14 protein-coding genes and 1 pseudogene are annotated in these 17,204 nt (G+C 70.1%); 7 read left to right on the top strand and 8 right to left on the bottom strand.

What is annotated here, in order from left to right; all coding sequences use genetic code 11:
• Positions 1-62: 62 nt before the first annotated feature.
• Together AC4OXY_RS02700 and AC4OXY_RS02695 are read right to left on the bottom strand one after the other, a co-directional pair.
• Positions 63-260, bottom strand: a pseudogene (locus AC4OXY_RS02700) (TetR family transcriptional regulator); the annotation flags it as partial.
• A gap of 450 nt (positions 261-710) precedes the next feature.
• Positions 711-1,016, bottom strand: coding sequence for a DUF3759 domain-containing protein (locus tag AC4OXY_RS02695; protein WP_356039032.1), 306 nt, complete (start codon positions 1,014-1,016; stop codon positions 711-713).
• 876 nt (positions 1,017-1,892) lie between these two features.
• Between AC4OXY_RS02695 and AC4OXY_RS02690 the strand changes: the two genes are divergently transcribed.
• Complete coding sequence (locus AC4OXY_RS02690) at positions 1,893-2,207, top strand: hypothetical protein (RefSeq protein WP_376289786.1); 315 nt, start codon at positions 1,893-1,895, stop codon at positions 2,205-2,207.
• 505 nt (positions 2,208-2,712) lie between these two features.
• Here the strand turns inward: AC4OXY_RS02690 and AC4OXY_RS02685 are convergent.
• A complete protein-coding gene (locus tag AC4OXY_RS02685; protein WP_376289784.1) occupies positions 2,713-3,357 on the bottom strand; it encodes a HEAT repeat domain-containing protein in 645 nt (214 codons plus the stop codon).
• Between the two features lie 108 nt (positions 3,358-3,465).
• On the opposite strand from AC4OXY_RS02685, the gene AC4OXY_RS02680 reads away from it, so the two are divergent.
• Positions 3,466-4,665 carry an SMI1/KNR4 family protein gene (locus AC4OXY_RS02680; protein WP_491993040.1) on the top strand — a complete coding sequence of 400 codons (1,200 nt, stop codon included), beginning with the start codon at positions 3,466-3,468 and terminating at the stop codon, positions 4,663-4,665.
• A 313-nt stretch (positions 4,666-4,978) separates the two neighbouring features.
• On the opposite strand, the gene AC4OXY_RS02675 is transcribed toward AC4OXY_RS02680, so the two are convergent.
• The 3 genes from AC4OXY_RS02675 to AC4OXY_RS02665 form a co-directional block, all read right to left on the bottom strand.
• A complete protein-coding gene (locus tag AC4OXY_RS02675; RefSeq protein ID WP_376289780.1) occupies positions 4,979-6,241 on the bottom strand; it encodes an eCIS core domain-containing protein in 1,263 nt (420 codons plus the stop codon).
• Positions 6,242-7,040: 799 nt separating this feature from the next.
• Complete coding sequence (locus AC4OXY_RS02670; protein WP_491993039.1) at positions 7,041-8,267, bottom strand: cytochrome P450 family protein; 1,227 nt, start codon at positions 8,265-8,267, stop codon at positions 7,041-7,043.
• A 962-nt stretch (positions 8,268-9,229) separates the two neighbouring features.
• Entirely contained in the window at positions 9,230-10,195 is a 966-nt protein-coding gene (locus AC4OXY_RS02665; RefSeq protein WP_491993038.1) for an Lrp/AsnC family transcriptional regulator, read from the bottom strand.
• 115 nt (positions 10,196-10,310) lie between these two features.
• Between AC4OXY_RS02665 and AC4OXY_RS02660 the strand changes: the two genes are divergently transcribed.
• The 3 genes from AC4OXY_RS02660 (at position 10,311) to AC4OXY_RS02650 (ending at position 12,996) form a co-directional block, all read left to right on the top strand.
• Complete coding sequence (locus AC4OXY_RS02660; RefSeq protein WP_491993037.1) at positions 10,311-11,747, top strand: FAD-dependent monooxygenase; 1,437 nt, start codon at positions 10,311-10,313, stop codon at positions 11,745-11,747.
• 649 nt (positions 11,748-12,396) lie between these two features.
• Positions 12,397-12,657, top strand: coding sequence for a response regulator transcription factor (locus AC4OXY_RS02655; RefSeq protein WP_376289774.1), 261 nt, complete (start codon positions 12,397-12,399; stop codon positions 12,655-12,657).
• 12 nt (positions 12,658-12,669) lie between these two features.
• Positions 12,670-12,996, top strand: coding sequence for a transposase (locus AC4OXY_RS02650; RefSeq protein ID WP_376289772.1), 327 nt, complete (start codon positions 12,670-12,672; stop codon positions 12,994-12,996).
• Between the two features lie 95 nt (positions 12,997-13,091).
• On the opposite strand, the gene AC4OXY_RS02645 is transcribed toward AC4OXY_RS02650, so the two are convergent.
• Positions 13,092-13,763: a TetR/AcrR family transcriptional regulator gene (locus AC4OXY_RS02645; protein ID WP_491993036.1), complete on the bottom strand. Its 672-nt coding sequence runs from the start codon at positions 13,761-13,763 to the stop codon at positions 13,092-13,094.
• Between the two features lie 70 nt (positions 13,764-13,833).
• On the opposite strand from AC4OXY_RS02645, the gene AC4OXY_RS02640 reads away from it, so the two are divergent.
• Positions 13,834-14,727, top strand: coding sequence for an NADP-dependent oxidoreductase (locus AC4OXY_RS02640; RefSeq protein ID WP_491993035.1), 894 nt, complete (start codon positions 13,834-13,836; stop codon positions 14,725-14,727).
• A 498-nt stretch (positions 14,728-15,225) separates the two neighbouring features.
• On the opposite strand, the gene AC4OXY_RS02635 is transcribed toward AC4OXY_RS02640, so the two are convergent.
• The gene (locus AC4OXY_RS02635) at positions 15,226-15,669 is read right to left on the bottom strand and encodes a large conductance mechanosensitive channel protein MscL (RefSeq protein ID WP_491993034.1); all 444 of its coding nucleotides are present in this window, start codon (positions 15,667-15,669) and stop codon (positions 15,226-15,228) included.
• A 682-nt stretch (positions 15,670-16,351) separates the two neighbouring features.
• Between AC4OXY_RS02635 and AC4OXY_RS02630 the strand changes: the two genes are divergently transcribed.
• Positions 16,352-16,990 (top strand): LysE family translocator, encoded by a 639-nt coding sequence (locus tag AC4OXY_RS02630; RefSeq protein WP_491993033.1) that lies wholly within the window; start codon positions 16,352-16,354, stop codon positions 16,988-16,990.
• Positions 16,991-17,204 lie beyond the last annotated feature (214 nt).

Below are 17,204 nucleotides of genomic sequence, written 5' to 3'. Positions count from 1 at the left end.
CTTTCCTGAACGCGATGCATGGGGGACCCGGTTCTTGACCGAGGCCGTCTGAGAATGCCGAAGGCCGCCCGTGCGGGGAAGTCGCGGTACAGAGTCGCACTGCCCACGCCCGCCTCCTTGGCGATGCGGTCCAGGTGAGCGTCCAGCCCCTCCGTCGTGAACGCGCGTACAGCAGCCGTGAGGATCTTCTCCCCGTTGTGCCGTGCGTCAGCTCGCAGTGGCCGACGCGCTCCGTCGCTCGTCGGCGCTGGCCACCCCATCTCGGAGTCTCTCGAATTGGGGAAGCCGATCATGTCGGGAATGCACGAAAGGGCCACCGAGCTGATGCTCGGAGCCCCCCGCGAGGACCGGCTGAACGTTGTCGTGGCCAGCATCACGGCGACGGGCGGCACTCCGTCGGCATTGTCGTTCGTGATCGATTTCGCCTTCCGTGGCAGCGGAATGATCGTGGATGGGGGCGCCGGCGGGAGAGAGCGGCCTGGTGGTCGGTCGGCATCCCGGTCGGGTGCCCGAGGCAAGCCCGGGCAGGGCGGGTCGACACAGTGCTCGTCACGGTGAGCCGTCGTGGTCCTGGTCGTGGTCGCCCAGGACCCTTGCCCCTCACCGGAGGCCGACGGTGCCTCCTTCGGCCGGGAGGCCGAAGGAGGCGACGGGCGTCGGGGATTGGTGATCGCGGCCGCCCGTACCTGAGGGTGCCCGAGCCGCTGCGGTCAGACGGTGACGAACTCGGGGGCGATACGCGCCGCTGCGGCCGCCGCGTGGCGCTTGACCTCCTCCTCGTCCAGGTGCTCCAGGCCGAGGTCGACCACGAGCCGGTCGGCCTGCTGGCGCGCCAGCGCCTCCAGGGTGTGGGACAGGTTCTGGTCGTCGATCGGCTGCCCGGACTTCTTCAGCTTCCGGGTGGCCTCCCAGGCGGCCGCGTGACCGGCCTGCTCCTCGGTGACGAGACGGTCCAGGCTGGAGCTGCCGTAGATGACGGTGTGCGCGGCCTTGTACTGCGCGATGCCCTGGGACACGGTTCCTCCTCGTATAAGGCCCGACCGGGCTCTTGCATGCCGGCCGGATACCGTCCCAGACAAACCCGACCCGGCCGGCCCGGCCCGGTAGCGCCCCCCGAACGGGTGACCTGCCGGTCAGGCGGCCCGGTAGGGGGCCTGACTCGGAGCTCATGCCCTCAGTGGGCGGCGGTCGTCCGGAGTGTGGAAGAGCTCCGCGTTCAGCGGGAGGACCTGCGTGTGTCCGTCGAGTACCCGGCGTCGGTCGGCCGACTGCACCACGGCAGAGCCGGAAGCGACGATCGCCCGGATGGCCTTCTGCAATTGTGGGTGATTGTGCCCGGCAGCGGCCTTCGGCACGGTCGCAGGGAGGGCAGCGGCAGCCGGAGCCTGTCGGTCTGGACGGAGTGGGGGACTCACCCGTGGTCAGTCCCTGTCTCACGTGAAGCCAGGCGACACGACCGTGCCGTGGGGGCGTAGGTGAGGGCGGTGCCTTCGGATCAGTCGAGGGTGGCGGGCAGTTCGAGCAGGCGGCGGTCGGGGACGCCGATGTAAGCCTGACGATCGCGAGCGGCGGGCTGCTGACGGCGCCCGTGCGCAACGGTGCTGCCGATCAGTCAGCTGCCGATCAGCCCGATGGAGCTCATCCGGAGAGGTCCTCACGCTTCTGCCGGCCGAGGCTCAGTTCCTGGCATATGTACCGCATGTCGGTGATCCTGCCTTCGTCCTTCGTCCTTCGTTGTTCGTCGTTGGTGTGCAGCACCGGTGGTGGCGATGTCGCGTTCGGCGGCGGTGTCGTTCATGCCGTTCCTCGCTCGGTGAGCCGGGATGTGTGACGCCCCGCGGCCCGCCGGTAGGCCCCGACGCTCCCGCCTGGGCACCGGGACCGGGAGGAGAATGACTGTCCCGATCAAGATCAACACGAAGGTGGTGTCCGTGTCCGACATCCCCAGCTCCGACTTCTCCGGCCTGGAGGGCGGCGAGGAGCAGGCCGCGGAGGACGCCGTCCAGGACGTGGCGAACTGGTACGACGCCCAGATCGACTCGCAGCGCCGCGCGGCGGTGCCCGACAAGGAGCGACTCAAGGCGCTCAAGGCCGGCCGTGATGCCGCGCTCGCCGACCGGGCGCAGTTGGCGACCGCTGGTACGCAGGAGGCATCCCAGATCGCCGCCATCTATGCGGCCCGGCTGAAGGAGCTCAAGGAGTTGTAGCCCTGGTTCCCACACAGCGCGGGCGGGGGCCAGACGGACGGGTGCGGTCCGGTTCGGTTCGGTTCGGTTCCGGGGCGGCGATGCGATCGACGAAGAGTCCGAGATCCGTCGCCACGGCATTGCGGAAGTTCGGTGCGTATGCGCCGTCGCATGGTGTGCGTACTCGGGCACGACGAGCTGTACTTCTCTTTCGGGTTGTCCGAAGGGCTCCGTTTCTCGGCTGTCTCCAGCAGTCGCTTCCGCCGGAGGCGAGAGACGCCTGGCTTTTCGTATGGCGTGCCCAGGCTGACATTCAGTGCCTTTGCCGCTCCTCGCAGGCTACGTGCCTCGCGGACGATGCCGAGGGACTCCGCCAACCCAAGTGCTCCAGGCGGCAAATGGAATGCTCAGTCACAAGAGGTGTGGCTTCTTGGGCAGTGTCGACGCGGAGATCCGTCGCGTCGATCCAGGAGATCGTCACCACCCGGTCCGGCGCCACGTCCACCGCCTCCGCCGCCAGCAGCGCTCAGTCGCGGCAGGAGACGACGGTCTCGGGCCAGGGGCGGTCGCTGTCGACGTCCCAGTCGATGCCCGGCCCGCCGACGCCGTGGCGTCCGCCGTCGGGTGTCAGCTCCCAGATCTGGAAGTAGAGCACGGCCTGTCCGTGGTCGGCGAGGTCCCGGATCACCTCTGGCAGGTGTTGCACCGGCCAGAGGTCGTTCAGTGTGCCGCCCGAGCCGTGCAGCGCGGCAGACCGCGGCGGCAGGACGGTCCGGCGGGCACCCAGTTCGGTGAGCGCCCAGCGCAGCCCCTCGCCCTCGCTGTCGTCGAGCGCCTCCCCGCGCCGCAGGAACGCGTCGTACGCCTGCCGCAGGCGTGGTACGGCGCGCCGGACCCCCAGTTCGGCCAGGGCCTCGGCGGCCCACTGCCGGACGGTCGCGCTCTCGCTGCTCAGCATGCCGATCAGGACGTCGGCAGGGCGCGGGTCGGCCAGCGCGGTGAACACCTCGATGGCGCACAGCTGCCCGAACGGGTTCAGCGCCGGAGCCGCCGCGATCAGCGGCTCCAGCACCTGCGGCCCCAGGGCGATCAGCGCGTGCTGCGCTTCCTCGGCCACGTCGGTCGACCCCGCGTCCAGTTCGGCCACCCTGCGGGTGATCTCGCCCTCCATGTGCGCCAGTCTGACTCGTGCGGCACACTCGCCGCCGCCCGATTTCCGCCCGGACCATGGAGACGGAAGAATCAGCCGAGTACACGGCGCACGCTGGAAGGACGTCAATTGACCTCGGAGACAAGCACGTTCACCACCTCCTCGGCGGAGCGCCCGCCCTCTTCCGTCCCCATCGACTGGGCAGCCGTCGAGAGCTGGCTCGGACTGCGGCTGCCGGCCGACTACAAGCGGCTCGCCGACCGGTACGGGCCGCTGGACTTCGGTGAGTACGTGTGGATCCACGTGCCGTGCGTCCAGCGCGACCGCTTCGACTACGGTGAGTGGCTGCGCGCCACGCACCGGCAGGCGCGGATCGAGGCACGGGACCTGCCCGAGGCCGAGCGGCCCCTGCTCCACCCCGACCCCGGCGGCCTGTTGGCCTGGGGCTGCACGCGGGGCAGCGACGTACTGTTCTGGGACACCTCGGCCTGTGACGACCCCGACGAGTGGACCGTGGTGGTGCGGCACTCGGGGGTGGTGCCGGGCAGTGGCCTGCTCCGCTGGCACCGGTACGACCTGACGCTCACCGACTATCTGCGGCACACCGTCCGCGACACCTGGGAGCTCCCGTCTCCACCCGGCCCGCTGCTGGGCCCGCTGCCCGGCACTGTCGCGCGGACGGCCTTCCTGCCCGACGCCGAGCCGTGGACCCCGCCCGCGCCGGTCCCGCCCCGGCTCACCGAGGCCGAGCGCAGGGTCGCGCTGGAGACCGGCACCGGGCTGGACGCGCTGCGGCTGCTGTCCCCGCCGCCCGAGCGGCCGTACCTCGGCGACGGCTCCTGGGAGGGGCTGTTCGCCGAACTGGGCACGCGGCTGCCCGGGGAGTACGTACGGTTGATGGACGCGTACGGCGCCGGCATCTGGAGCGGGTGGCTGCGTTTCCACAGCCCGCTCCGGACCGGCGAGCGGCGCTTCCTCACACACGTCGAGGACACCGTGGACGCCTACCAGCAGCTCAAGGACGGCCACGCGGAGTGGTACCCGCTGGCCGTCTGGCCCGAGCCCGGCGGCTTCCTCCCCTTCGGCAACTCCATCGACGGCGACTACCTCGGCTGGCTCACCGAGGGCGCGGATCCCGACACCTGGCCGCTGATCGTCTGGCCCCGCCACGCGGACCAGGGCCCGCCGCTGAAGCGCGGCCTGATCGACACCCTCCTCGACTGGCAGCGCGGCACGCTGGTCACGCATGGGTTCGCCACCCCGGACGAGGACGACGATCCCGTCGAGTTCGCGGACTTCCGGTCCTGGGACGACCGCGCCTATTGGTGAGCCCTCGGCCGGTGATCACCCAATTGCCCATGGCGTCGCGGACGTTCGGATGCTCAGGCCCAGATGTGGACGCTGACGGCCAGGTCCTTCCGGTCGTTGTTCGTCCGTCAGGTCACGTGAGTTGACGGATCGTCACACCCGTGCGCGGCTGCGCGGCGCAGGCGGCGGCGTTCGTGCCACTGTCCGGCACGCCCAGCAGCGCGTCGTCCATCGACTGAAGCCGGCAGTTCCCGTCTGAAGTACAGCCGGCAACATGATCACTCGGCACGAGAGACAGGGACTCCGCACGCGGGCGGACAGGCGGGACGCCGTGCTAACTGATCACTGGCGGGAATCCCTGGGGAGCCGCGACCGGGGTGACGGCGTTCGTGGCCCTGTCCATTTGTACGTAGCTTGCCGTGTATTCGACTCCTTCAGGTACGAGGTATTCGAGTTTGGCCGGATCGGTCGACATCCTGCCGTAGGTGCTGACGGTAAAGGTGACCCCGTACCAGACCGGCGAGTTCGGATTTCCCTCCGCGTGATTCGTGCACTTCCACAGCATCCTCTTCAACGGCTCTTCGAACTGGCGGTTGAAGTTCTGGTTCGTGCTGTCGGTCATGGGCGTCAGGTTTTCCGATACTCCTTCGCCGCCCAAGTTGTCGTTCCACAGGTGCCCCTTGATCCAGCCGCTGCCGTCCCTCGCGTTCAGCTCATTGACGAGCGTGCACTCGGTGGCACCGGGACGTGAGCCCCCGTACGAGTTCGCAGGTGCGTTGACGCTCGGCCCCAAGGTCACCGTGACGCTCGTTCCGCCCATTCGCTGGAGGGGGCCACCGTTGCTCTGCGGGCCGAAGGCAGCGGCGATCCACACCGGAGGGTGCCGGTCCCAGGCCGGGAGCGGCAGACTCCCCGTGGCCCCTCGCGTCGCGACACGCTGGAGCGGCAGATCGGTGTCCGTGTTCGCCCTGCTCCGACGCTCTCGTACCGGCTGCCCGGACCGGGAGGGCAGGCTCATCGCGCGGGTGGCGCTGGCCTCAGCCTCTCGCTCGAAACGGTCGCCGGGGTCGGAGACCTTGAGGCCGTTTCCGTTGTCGGTGCCGGTGACGGGTCCTCGGCGCTGTTGGATGACGTGGGTGAGTTCGTGGGCGAGGGTGTGTCTGTCGTTGCCGCCTTGGCCGATCACGATGTGGTTGCCGCTCGTGTAGGCGCGGGCGCCGACTTCGGCGGCGGAGGCCTGGGCGGTCGTGTCGTCGTGGATACGGACGTCGGAGAAGTCCGCGCCGAGCCGGTTCTCCATGTCGGTGCGCGTGGTGTCGTCCAGGGGCCGCCCGGGCGCGCGCAGGACGTCGTGGACGGCGGAACGCTGCACCGCGGCCGCGGCCTCTGCGTTCTGCCGGCAGTCACAGCCTGCGGTGTGCTGGTGCTGGTCATGGGCCGAGGGGTGTCCGGCCCGGCGGAGCATCTGGACCACGGCCGCGTTGCCGACGGTGGCCTGCAGACCCAGCGGACCGTGCCGTGGTGCGGGCGACGGTGTGTGGGCCGCGGCACGGTTGGTACCGGCTCTGGTGTCCCGGATGTTCTCGTGATCACGCAAGGGGGCCTCGCCTCTGGTGCGGTTCGTCGACTCCTCGTGCATACGCGGTGGCGAACCACTGGTGCCAGGTACGGGCGGGCAGCATTGGCTGTCCGCCTGGGCAGCATCGGCCGGCCGGTCGGGCAAGGCAGGGCAGGGAATGCGCGGAAACCCCCGGCGCTGAGGGTGAATCGGGCGGTTGATAGCCCTTGTCGGCGGCGGAGTGCTGTTCCACGCGCTCAGGCGGCAGGCTCGCGGTCTGCTGCGTTGGTTCCCGATCCGCGCCCCCAGCCGACGTTCTGTGTGGTCCTCGTCGTCGCCCGTGACGATCTCCTGGACGTGTCCCCTGGGTGCCCGGCCCGGCAGGTGGCCCTCGCGTACGTAGTACTGGCGGGGGACGGCGCAGTCCACCGGCCCCCGGTCGGAGCGCGCCCGGCGCGGTGCCGGCTTCTCCTCCTCGGCTGCGGGCTCGATCCTGAGGATGTGTGCGCACATCCATCGCTGGACTCCGGTGAGCGTGTGGAAGCCGAGGATCTGCTGGCGTACCCACTGTTCGAGGTCTTCGCCCTGGTGTACGGCCTTGCCTGGTGCGGTGGGCCGTGTGCCGCCGGCCTCCAGGTGCTGGCGGACCAGGCGCAGTCGCGTTGCCACTCGGCGAGCCGGGCCGGGTACCACGCCGGGTCGATGCCCTCCAACGTCGCGCGGCGCTTCGGAGGCAGCGTCCCGGAGCGGGTGTCGGCTCGTGTGTGCTTCGGCGGCCCGGTGGAGCGCGAATCCCGGGATGCCGGGCACGGGCAACGGTGGGTGATCCGGGCTCTGTTCAGCAGTCGGCCGGTCGCAGGTGGACGGGGAGGTGGGTGTGGCCGTTGCTGATCAGGGAGGGCAGCAGGGGCAGGTCGGTGGCGGGGACGGCGAGCCGGAGGTCGGGGAACCGGCCGAAGAGCATGCGCAGGGCGGTGGCCACCTCAAGGCGGGCGAGAGGTGCGCCGAGGCAGAAGTGGACGCCGTAGCCGAAGGCGAGGTGGTCCCCGCCGGGCCGGGTGGCGTCGAAGCGGTCGGGCTCGCTGTGCCAGCCGGGGTGGCGGTTGGCGGCTGCGTAGGACGCGAGGATGGCGTCGCCCTTGACGATCTTCTGCCCGTCGGGCAGGGGGATGTCGGCGAGGGCGTAGCGCAGCGGCAGGTGTTTGACGGCCGGTTCGTGGCGCAGGGTCTCCTCGACCACCGCGTACCAGCCGGTGCGGCCGGTGCGGATGTGGGCGAGCTGCGCGGGGTCGGTGAGCAGGGCGGTGACGGCTTGGTCGATGACGTTGACCGTGGTCTCGTAACCGGCGCTGATCATCAGCAGCAGCGTGTCGCGCAGCTCCGCGTCCGACAGTGCCTGGCCGTTGCCCTCCTCGTCGCGGGCCGTGATCAGCAGCGATGTCATGTCGTCCCCGGGATGGGCGCGCTTGTCCGCGATCAGCTCGTCCAGCAGCCCGTACAGGACCGCGGTGTTCGCAGCCGCCTCGTCGGCGGAGAGGTTGGTGGAGAACACGCCATCGACCAAGGCGCGGAAGCCGTGCCGGCGGGCCTCGGGGACACCCATGAGCCGGCCGATGACCGCGATGGGCAGCGGGTAGGCGAAATGCTCGCGCAGGTCGACGGCCTCGGTGGCCGGAGCGCGGTCGAGGCCGTCGAGCAGGTGGGCGACCAGGTCCTCCACGACGGGTTCGAGAGCGGCGATGCGACGGGCGGAGAAGGCGGGGGCGATCATGCGGCGCAGGCGGCGGTGGTCGGCGCCGTAAGCGGTGAACATGTTCTCGACGGCGATCCACAGAGCGAGCGGCCAGGTGGCGACGGCGTCGGCGAAGCCCGGCCAGTGGGCGCGGCCGTCCTTGGAGACCTCAGGGCTCCTCAGGAGCTGCCTGAGCAGGTCCGGGTCGCTGACGGACCAGGCCGTCACTCCGAGGATGTCGACAAGGGCCGCCGGACCACGTGCGTGCAGGGCCTTGTGTTCGGCGTGCGGGTCGGAGCCGGTGGGGTCCAGGACGAGGATCTTCTCGGACATGGGCATGCTCCTTCGGCGTCAGTGGGCGGTAGGGAAGGCCACGGGCAGAGTGGCCGGCGGTCGGTGGAACGGACCCGCACGCCGGACGAGTTCGTCCGGCGTGCGGGCGAGGCCGAGTTCGGGGAAGGCGCCGAGGACGTGGCTGATCGCGGTCCCGGCGTCTGCAGGGTGTCATCCGCGGGCAGCGGCTACGCACCACGGTCCTCCCGGAGCCGTCGGCGCCGCGGCCGCCGGATCTGGCCGACCGCGACGTCACTGCGAGTCGGCCCGATCAGCTGTGGGTGGCCGACATGACTTATGTCAGAACCTGGGCGGGCTGGGCGTAATCCCGCGTGATCGTCGGCTGGTAGGTCACGAACAACATGCGGACCGAACTCCCGCTGGATGCACTGGAGATGGCCCCGCGGAGACGGAGGGGTGAAACGAACTCCGGCCTTATCCATCACAATATGCATCAATTCGGTATACCGCGAGGCTGTCCGACACCGGCACCTCCGCGTCGGACGGCTCGGTCGCGGACCGCTGTGACAACGCCATGACCGAGGCCCTCAACGGCACCTGCCGGATCCGGGTATCGGGATGACGCAGTCCTCGTGCGCGACGTACTTGTCGTCCCCCATGCCCTTGAGCGTGCGGGCCGCCACACGGGTGGGGGTAGGGCGTGATCCGGGCGCAACGGCAGCGCACCGCGGGGACGCATCAGCATCGGGTACGGCTCGTGAGGCGTGCGCGGACGCAGGGGCCACTGCCGCCGCGGCCAGGACACGACACACCCCTGGGCATGCAGATGTCCACCCCGGCCTCGTACTTCGCGACGCGACAGCACCGCAAGCAGTATCCCGAGGGCGCCCGTCCCTTCTTGAGGCCCCCGCCTGTTACAGCATTCCCGGCAGAGTCGAATTTCGTGAGCGTACGCAGCAGTGTGCCTTGCGCCATCGAAGCAGCAGGAGGCTAGCCGGTGGCTATGTCTGGTTCGCTGCCTGCTTGACGGTCCTGATCACTGGCGCCGTTTCGAGGTGTGTGATGGCTGGGAGTGAGGCGATCCGGGTGGTCAGGTACCGGTACAGCTCCTGTTGGTTCGTGCACACCACGCTCGCGTACAGGTTGGTCGGGCCGGTCGTGGCGGCGGCGAACGCGATCTCCGGATGTCCGGCCAGAGCCTGACCGGCCTTCTCCAGGTGCGCGGGGGCGACCGAGAGCCAGAGCAGGGTGCGGGCGTTCACGCCGAACATGCGCCAGTCGACGTCGATGTCGAGGTAGAGCAGGCCGTGTTCGCGCAGCTCGGCCATCCGGCGCCGGACCGTCGTCGGTGACCAGCCGGTCGCCGCGGCCAACTGCTCGAACCCGGCCCGGCCGTCGGTGGCGAGCAGGGCGAGGAGCTTGCGGTCACCGTCGTCGAGCCGCACCGGTCCCCGTCGATGTGGCATCGGGGGCGGGCGCAGTCGCTCGATCGCCTCCGCGTCCAGTGACCCGAGTTTCCCGACCAGGTTGTCCGGGCCGCCGTAGAAGGAGTGCAGCACGGAGTGCGCGGTCACGCCCTCCACGCGCGGGGTGCGGGGGAGTTTGGCCAGCAGCAGTGCCTCGCTGTCCTCCTCGCTCTCGGTACGGACCACGCAGGTGATCTCGGTGCCGCCGGAGCTGAGACTCACCCAGGATGTGTCGGGGCGTCTGGCCAGTGCCTCGGCGACCGGGAGCGACGCGGCGGGCGCACATCGCACCCGCAGGAACCACAGGATGGCACCCAGCGCGGTTGGGTCGACCCCGCCCAGGACCCGTACCGCCCCGGCCGACCGCAACCGGGCGTACCGGCGGGCGATGGTGCGATCCGACACACCGAGAACCTCGGCAATGGTGCTGAACGGGGCACGGCCGTCGATCTGCAGGGCGTGTACGAGTCGACGGTCCAGCTCGTCGTAGTCGGATTCCACCGGGCCGAGGCTATGTGGTGTCAGATACCAACGCAATCAAGTTGGTTTCTGGCTCAGGCGGTTCGGCCGATGCAGCGTTGCTTCTGTCCTGATCGACACAGCCACAGGAGAGTCCATGGACACCGATGTGCTCATCGTCGGCGCCGGCCCGACCGGAATGACGCTGGCCAACGAACTGCTGACGGCGGGGGTGCCGACCGTGCTGGTCGACAAGCTGTCGCAGCGCAGCGACCTGTCCAAGGCAGGCGGAGTGCAGTCCCGCACTCTGGAGGCGCTCGACCAACGAGGGCTGCTGGAGCCGTTGCTGGCCACCGGCGATCACCCCGTCACCACCGGCCACTTCGCCGGTGTCCCACTCCCGCTCCACTCCGAGCGGCACCGTCTGCCGTGGCGGTCCGTGCCGCAGGTGGTGATCGAGGGATTCTTCGAGCAGCACCTCGCCGCGCACGGTCTCCATGCCCGGAGGGACCACGAACTGGTCGGCCTCGCCCAGGACGACAACGGGGTCACCGCGACCTTCGCCAACGGCGTCATCCTCCGCTCCCGTTACCTCGTCGCCGCCGACGGAGCCCACAGCACCGTACGGTCGCTGCTGCGGGCCGGATTCCCCGGTCAGCCCGGTACGCTGACGATCACCGCCGCCGACGTGCGGCTGAACGGCGCCGATCCGTCCACGTCGCACACCTGGAACGAGGACGGGTACTGGGCGGCACTGTTCCCGCTCGGCACCGATCCGCAGGGCAGGCCGCTGCGCCGACTGGTCCTCGGCGGCCCTGGCCAGTCACGGCCGAGGGAGACCCCGGTCACCGAGGACGAGATCCGCCAGGGCCTGAGCACCGTGTTCGGAACGCGGGTGCACCTGCTCGAACTGCGCTACGCCCGCCGCATCACCAACGCGTCACGGCAGGTCGAGCAGTACCGGCACGGACGGGTGTTCCTGGCGGGCGATGCCGCCCATGTCCACCTTCCGCTCGGCGCGCAGGGCATGAACACCGGGATGCAGGACGCGCTCAACCTCGGTTGGAAGCTCGGCGCCGCCGTGCACGGCTGGGCACCGAAGAACCTGCTCGACACGTATCACGCGGAACGGCATCCGGCCGGGGCCGCCGTGTTGCGCAACGTCCGGGCACAGAGCCTGCTGATGGACTGGGCCGGCACCCGCGATCCGGACGTACTGGCCGCCCGGGAGATCTTCACGGCCTTGGCCCAACTGCCGGACGTCCAGCACCATCTCACCGACCTGATGTCCGGGATGGCCCTCCGCTACCCGATGCCGGGCACCGAAACCCATCCCCTCGTCGGCCGGCCCGCACCGGACCTGGACCTCGGCCCGGCCCGGGTGCACGAACTGCTGCGGTCCGGCCACGGCATCGTGCTGGACCCGGCCGACACGTTCGCCAGGGTCGCCGGCCCCTGGTCGGACCGGGTGGACCGGGTGGGCCAGGGCGCCGACACCGAGCCGATGCTCATCCGGCCGGACGGCTACGTGTGCTGGGCAGGCGCGGATGATCTCGAACAGGCGCTCGACCGCTGGTTCGGCGAGCCCTGCTGAGCCGATGTTCAGGAAGCCGGCCGTCGTGGAGAGGCTGGCGGTCATGAGTGGGCGCCGATGGCGACAACCATCGCGCTTCGGCTCAATTCCGCACCACGTGTGAGGATGATCGTGTTCCGCACGGGGGGGCGCGCGGCCTGCCCCGGTCTCCGACTGGCCAAGGTTTCCCGAGTGCCGATCTGCCGGCCCGGCCCGGCGCGGGGCCGGACCGCCGCCGGGCCGGCGGGCGTGTCCCCAGAGGGGCCTTCGCGACAGATACTCCCCGTGGACTCCGCCACCGCCGTGCTCGGCGTCGACACTCACAAGGACGTACGCGTCGCCGCTGTCGTCAGCGTTCTCGGTGTCCTGCCTGGGCATCCAGTCCTTCCCCACCACGGCCGACGGACTTCGTCTACGCGCAACTCGCCGAGTGAGCCTGTTCGTTGGGAGTCGTCCGGCGGGCCGGGGTGGAGGGAACCGGCTCCGTAGTCGCCGAGGTGCGTTACCTCGTCCGTCGGCTCGGGGCACCCGGCGGGGAGCTGAATTGTTCGGCGTTTCCCAGAGCACCGTCGAGCGGCACGTGAAACACCAGATCCGCAGACCCCGCGCCGCGCCGACCTCGCCCAGCGCCTGGCCGACGCCATGCTGGCCCACTGGCAGCCGCCGGTGTGTGAGCAGGCCCGCCGCCAGGCTGCGACCAGCGCGGGCCTCGTCATCGAGGCCCGCGCCCGCTTCGGCTTCACCACCGCGCCCGGCACCACCGACGACGCCCGCTTGCACCACGTCCAACAACGAGATCGCCGACGCCCTGTCCCTCTCCCCGGCCACCGTCCGCACCCACGTGGGCCGGGTGATGGCGCAACTCAACGCCCGTTCCCGCGCCCAACTGGTCGTCCTGGCCGTCCGCGCCGGCCTGACGGTCGCGCTCTGAAAGGTTGTTGCGGTGGGCGTGATCGGCAGCGTGCATGTCGCAAGGCCGCGGCCGCCGACGCTAGCGGGGTGGGAGATGCTGGCGGCGATCCTGTTCGTCGCGGCCTCCGGCTGCACTTGGCGGCAGACTCCAGAGTCGTTCGGCCCGGCCTGGTCGACCGGATACCGGCGGTTCGGTGAGTGGACGTCCGTGGTGTCGGGGAAGGCCACGGCTTACCGCGCCGCAGGAGGCGCACCCCGATCATCGGACCGCTGCGGCCGCCCTCACGCCCCGCGCCCTCGGTCTGCGCGAGCGGACCGACCAGGATTTCCGCCTCGCCCGCACCGCCGGTCCCCTTGACCCGGGCACCTCCGGGACGGACTCAGGCCCGAGGCCCCTGTCTTGGGTGACGCCGGTACGGTGGTCACCGGCGAAGCCGGTCCAGGTCGGCCGGCTTACGGATCCGCTCTGCCGCTGAGGGTCGGTGAAGCGATGCCGGGCCTGGCCCGGCCCGGCATAAGCTGAGGTCCGGGCGCGCCGGCGGAGTGTGTGGAGGGGCGGGCGACGGCCCAGGCTGCCTCGATCATCGGAAAGATCTCATCGAGCGCGGTCTGCGGGTCGGCCGCCTCACGGGCCAGTGAATAGGCGTCGATCACGAACCTCGCGATCGTCCGGCGGGCCGTTGTGGACTGTGACAGGTCGGGGTCGGCGGCGATGGCCGTTGCCAGCGCCTCCGCGTGGCGAAGTCTCATCGACTCCTCGTACTCCCGCAGGGCGGGTGATGCGTCGATCATGCGCCAGACCGGGGTGGCGCTGTCCGCCGTGCAGTGCCGCACGAGCGCCTCGACCTCGCGGCGCAGCGCGGGGATGAGCGGCTCGTGGGGCGCCCGGTCGGTGACCGCCTGCGTGAGGCGTTGCTCGAAGTCTTCGTCCTGCTCGAACACCAGGGCCTCTTTCGAGGCGAAGTGGGAGAAGACCGTCGTGACGGCCACGTCGGCCTCGGCGGCCACGTCGCGGATGCCCACCGCGTCGAATCCGCGCTCCAGGAAGAGCCGGAGGGCGGTGTCGGCGATCTTCTGGCGGGTTGCGGCTTTCTTGCGCTCACGGCGTCCAGGCGGCACGGTCATGGTCTGACGCTACCAGAAGCAAAATCAGAACAGATATTAAATCCTAACGGTTAGTGTTACGGTCGGTCGCATGAAGAGAGTGAGTTTCGCCGAGTTCGGCGGTCCGGACGTACTGCGGCTCCTGGACGCCGAGGAGCCCCACGCGGGCCCTGGTCAGGTACGCATCGCCGTGCGGGCGGCGGGCGTGAATCCCGTCGACTGGAGGATCCGTGAAGGCCAGATCCTGGGGGCTCATCCGGTCGAGTTGCCCTCCGGGGTCGGGCTGGACGCCTCCGGGATGGTGGACGAGGTCGGCGAGGGCGTGGAAGGGGTCGGGGTCGGCGACCACGTGTTCGGCGAAGGCTCAAGCACCTATGCCGAGTTCGCCGTGCTGTCGGCATGGGCCCTCATGCCCGAGGGGCTGACGTTCGAAGAGGCGGCTGGTTACCCCTCCGTGGTGGAGACCGCGCTGCGCATCATCCGCGAGGTCGGCGTACGGTCCGGGCAGACGCTGCTGGTCAGCGGTGCGTCCGGGGGAGTCGGATCGGCGGTGCTGCAGATCGCCCGCGACCGCGGCATCACGGTGATCGGCACGGCTGGGGCCGCGAACCAGGACTATCTGCGCGGTCTGGGCGCCCTTGCCACGACGTACGGCGAGGGCTGGGTCGAACGGGTGCGCCGGCTCGGACATGTCGACGCGGCTCTCGATCTGGCCGGCTCGGGCGTGATCCGGGAGCTTGTCGGGCTGACCGGGGATTCGGGGAAGGTGATCTCCATTGCCGATCTCGGTGCGCCGGCGCTCGGTGTCCGATTCTCCGGCGTGGCCGGGAGCATGCCGGAAGCGCTCTCCGAGGCCGTCGGCCTCATCTCGCGGGGCAAGCTGCGCATCCCGGTCGAGAAGTCGTACCAGCTGGCCGAGGCCGCGGCGGCGCACATCGACAGCCAGTCCGGCCACACGCGCGGACGCCGGGTCCTGGTCGTCTGAGAGCCGGCCGCGCGTCGTCGTCAAGCAGGGCCCTGTGGTCCTGGCTGTTGCGCCGGGCGCCTGCCGCGCGCTGATGGGCCCGGCAGACCGTGGAGTCGATGTCGATCCACCAAATGATCAGCAGCCGCATTGGCCCGGCCCTGCAGCCTGGTCAACAGCACCAGCCAGACGCCTTCGCGCTGCCGACGGCGAAGGAGCACGTAGAGAGCGGAAGAGTATGTAGAGGGGAGCTGCCGAGGCCCGTTCCCCCGGGGGAAGATCGCGCCACGGGCACCCGGCCACACCCGTCACCGGATCCCATCGATGAGCCTCGGCCCGTCCACCAGACCTATCCCGCATCACATCCGGCAGTGAAACGCCAGCACCGCCCACTGCTCGTCAGAAAGATCCCCTCGCCCCACACCGAGGCCTTCACGAGGCGGGCCGAGGCGCAAGGCCCACTTCCTCCCGACACCACGCCCGCAGGGCACGGGCTTGACGGGCGCCACGGCCCGCGCCCTACGGGTGCTGCGCCGTGCCCGACGCAGGCTGCTCCGTGCCGCAGTACCGGCACTTGCCTGCCGCGCCGGGAATGTCCTCGGAGAGACAGGCGGGGCATGTCTTCACCGCACCGGCCTCCTTGAAGGCGGCCACACCGCGCCGGGCCTGGAACTTCTTGTACGGCACGACGATCAGGAAGTAGACGACGGCCATGAAGATGACGAAGTAGACGACCGCCGAGATGAACGACCCGATGTCGAGGAAGGTCGCCTTGTTCCCGGGCCGCCCGAGCTGCCACCCGAGCCCGAAGTTCCGGCCCCCCTGAGCCCGGGCGATGATCGGGTTGATCACGTTGTCCGTGAACGACTTGATGAGCGTGCTGAACGCCAGCGCGACGATCAGCCCGACCGCCACGACGACGATGTCGCCACGCATCAGGAAGTTCTTGAATCCCCTGAGCATCTTGTCCCTCCGCGTCGGAGTCGGCTTAACTGATCGATCGTCAGAACGCTAACCTCCCTGTGCGGTGGGCCCAGGATGCGACGCGCAGGAAGCCCGGCATCCGGTCCGAGCTGCCACTCCTTCTCTGCCTTCAGCAGCCGCCGGCTCGCGACCCGCAGCTGGGCCGACTGCTCCGCCGGACTCCGCACGCTGCTGTCTGACGGCTCCGGCCCGGACCGCACAAGCCAAGGTCGACAAGGCGCACACCTCAGACGGCGCAGCCCTGGTTCTCGCTGCAGGACGGACGAGCACACCGCCGCACTCGTCCGTCCTGCGCAACATCAGGTGGGGTGGCAGCAGGGGGTCCTGGTCGGCGACCAGGTCGGGCGGGGTGCCGACAAGTGCGTAGACCTCGCGCGCTGCGGCTGGCAGCGAGCAGCGAGCGTCGCCTCGGCCCGTGCCAGTTCCGCCGTAGGAGTGCCGGCGTTTTCGACCAGAGGCTCGCCCCAAGCGGCAGCGAAGCTGCGGATGAATGTCCAGGCTCGGCCGCGGTCGAAGACCCCGCCGTTCAGAGCGGGCCACGTCGAAGGTGCCACTCATGCCATGAAGGCTGTCGGCGTCCGCGAAGCACTCGCGCTCAGGGGGCGCATCCCTCGCGGGCAGGGCCTGGTATCCGGAACAGCTCCCAAGTACCGTCTCACTGGTGATATCAGCTGATCGACTGCTCGCCTTCATGCTGGCGTCCGCTGTGCTCATCGTGGTCCCGGGGCCTGGCGTGCTCTTCGTGGTGGGGCGGGCCCTGGCGCACGGTCGGCGCGTGGCGCTGGCGACGGTCCTCGGGCACGCTGCGGGCAACTACGTTGTCGCGGCATGCGTGGCTTTCGGACTCGGCACACTGCTGGAGCGGTCGGCGGCGGTGTTCGGGGTGCTCAAGGCGGTCGCCGCCGCCTATTTGGTCTGGCTGGGTGTGCAGGCGATCAGGCGACGCCGTGCGCTGACCGACACGCTCGGTGTCGCGGCAAGTCCTGGCAGCTCCCGGCAGGCGCTGCGTGAGGGGTTCGTCGTCGGCGTCACCAACCCCAAGGCGCTGATCCTCTTCGGAGCCGTTCTGCCGCAATTCGTCGACCGGGCCGGCGGTCACGTTCCCGCTCAGATGCTGTTCCTCAGCCTGGTGTCCGTCGGGATCGGCCTGACGTCCGACACCGTGTGGGGCGTGGCCGCGAGCGGCGTACGGACGTGGTTCGCCCGCTCGCCACGCCGGTACGAACTCGTGGGCGGAGCCGGGGGGCTGGCGATGATCGGGTTGGGCGTGACCGTCGCCGTGACGGGACGCAGGGACTGACCTTCCGCCGCCCGATGATTGTTGAGGACGCCTACCTGGGCGATTGGAGAAGACCGCCGGTGCCCGCCGCCCTCTGCGCGGCACGGCCAAGCACCAGCAGGCCTCCGTACGCGAGCAGTTGCTCCTGTACGCCGCCGAGCAGCAGTTCACCACGGCCGGTCCTACGGCCAACCTCGCGGTTCTGCGCACCGATCTGGAAGCGAGCCGGATTCCG

This window comes from Streptomyces sp. HUAS MG56 (genome assembly GCF_058673395.1).
The sequence above is the reverse complement of the archived record's forward strand: the minus strand, read 5'-3'. Positions and strand labels throughout refer to the sequence as shown.

Coding starts and splice junctions, on each gene's coding strand:
- AC4OXY_RS02690 (WP_376289786.1), top strand. CDS start 1,893: ATGACTGTCCCGATCAAGATCAACACGAAGGTGGTGTCCGTGTCCGAC.
- AC4OXY_RS02685 (WP_376289784.1), bottom strand. CDS start 3,357: ATGGAGGGCGAGATCACCCGCAGGGTGGCCGAACTGGACGCGGGGTCG.
- AC4OXY_RS02670 (WP_491993039.1), bottom strand. CDS start 8,267: ATGTCCGAGAAGATCCTCGTCCTGGACCCCACCGGCTCCGACCCGCAC.
- AC4OXY_RS02660 (WP_491993037.1), top strand. CDS start 10,311: ATGGACACCGATGTGCTCATCGTCGGCGCCGGCCCGACCGGAATGACG.
- AC4OXY_RS02645 (WP_491993036.1), bottom strand. CDS start 13,763: ATGACCGTGCCGCCTGGACGCCGTGAGCGCAAGAAAGCCGCAACCCGC.
- AC4OXY_RS02640 (WP_491993035.1), top strand. CDS start 13,834: ATGAAGAGAGTGAGTTTCGCCGAGTTCGGCGGTCCGGACGTACTGCGG.
- AC4OXY_RS02635 (WP_491993034.1), bottom strand. CDS start 15,669: ATGCTCAGGGGATTCAAGAACTTCCTGATGCGTGGCGACATCGTCGTC.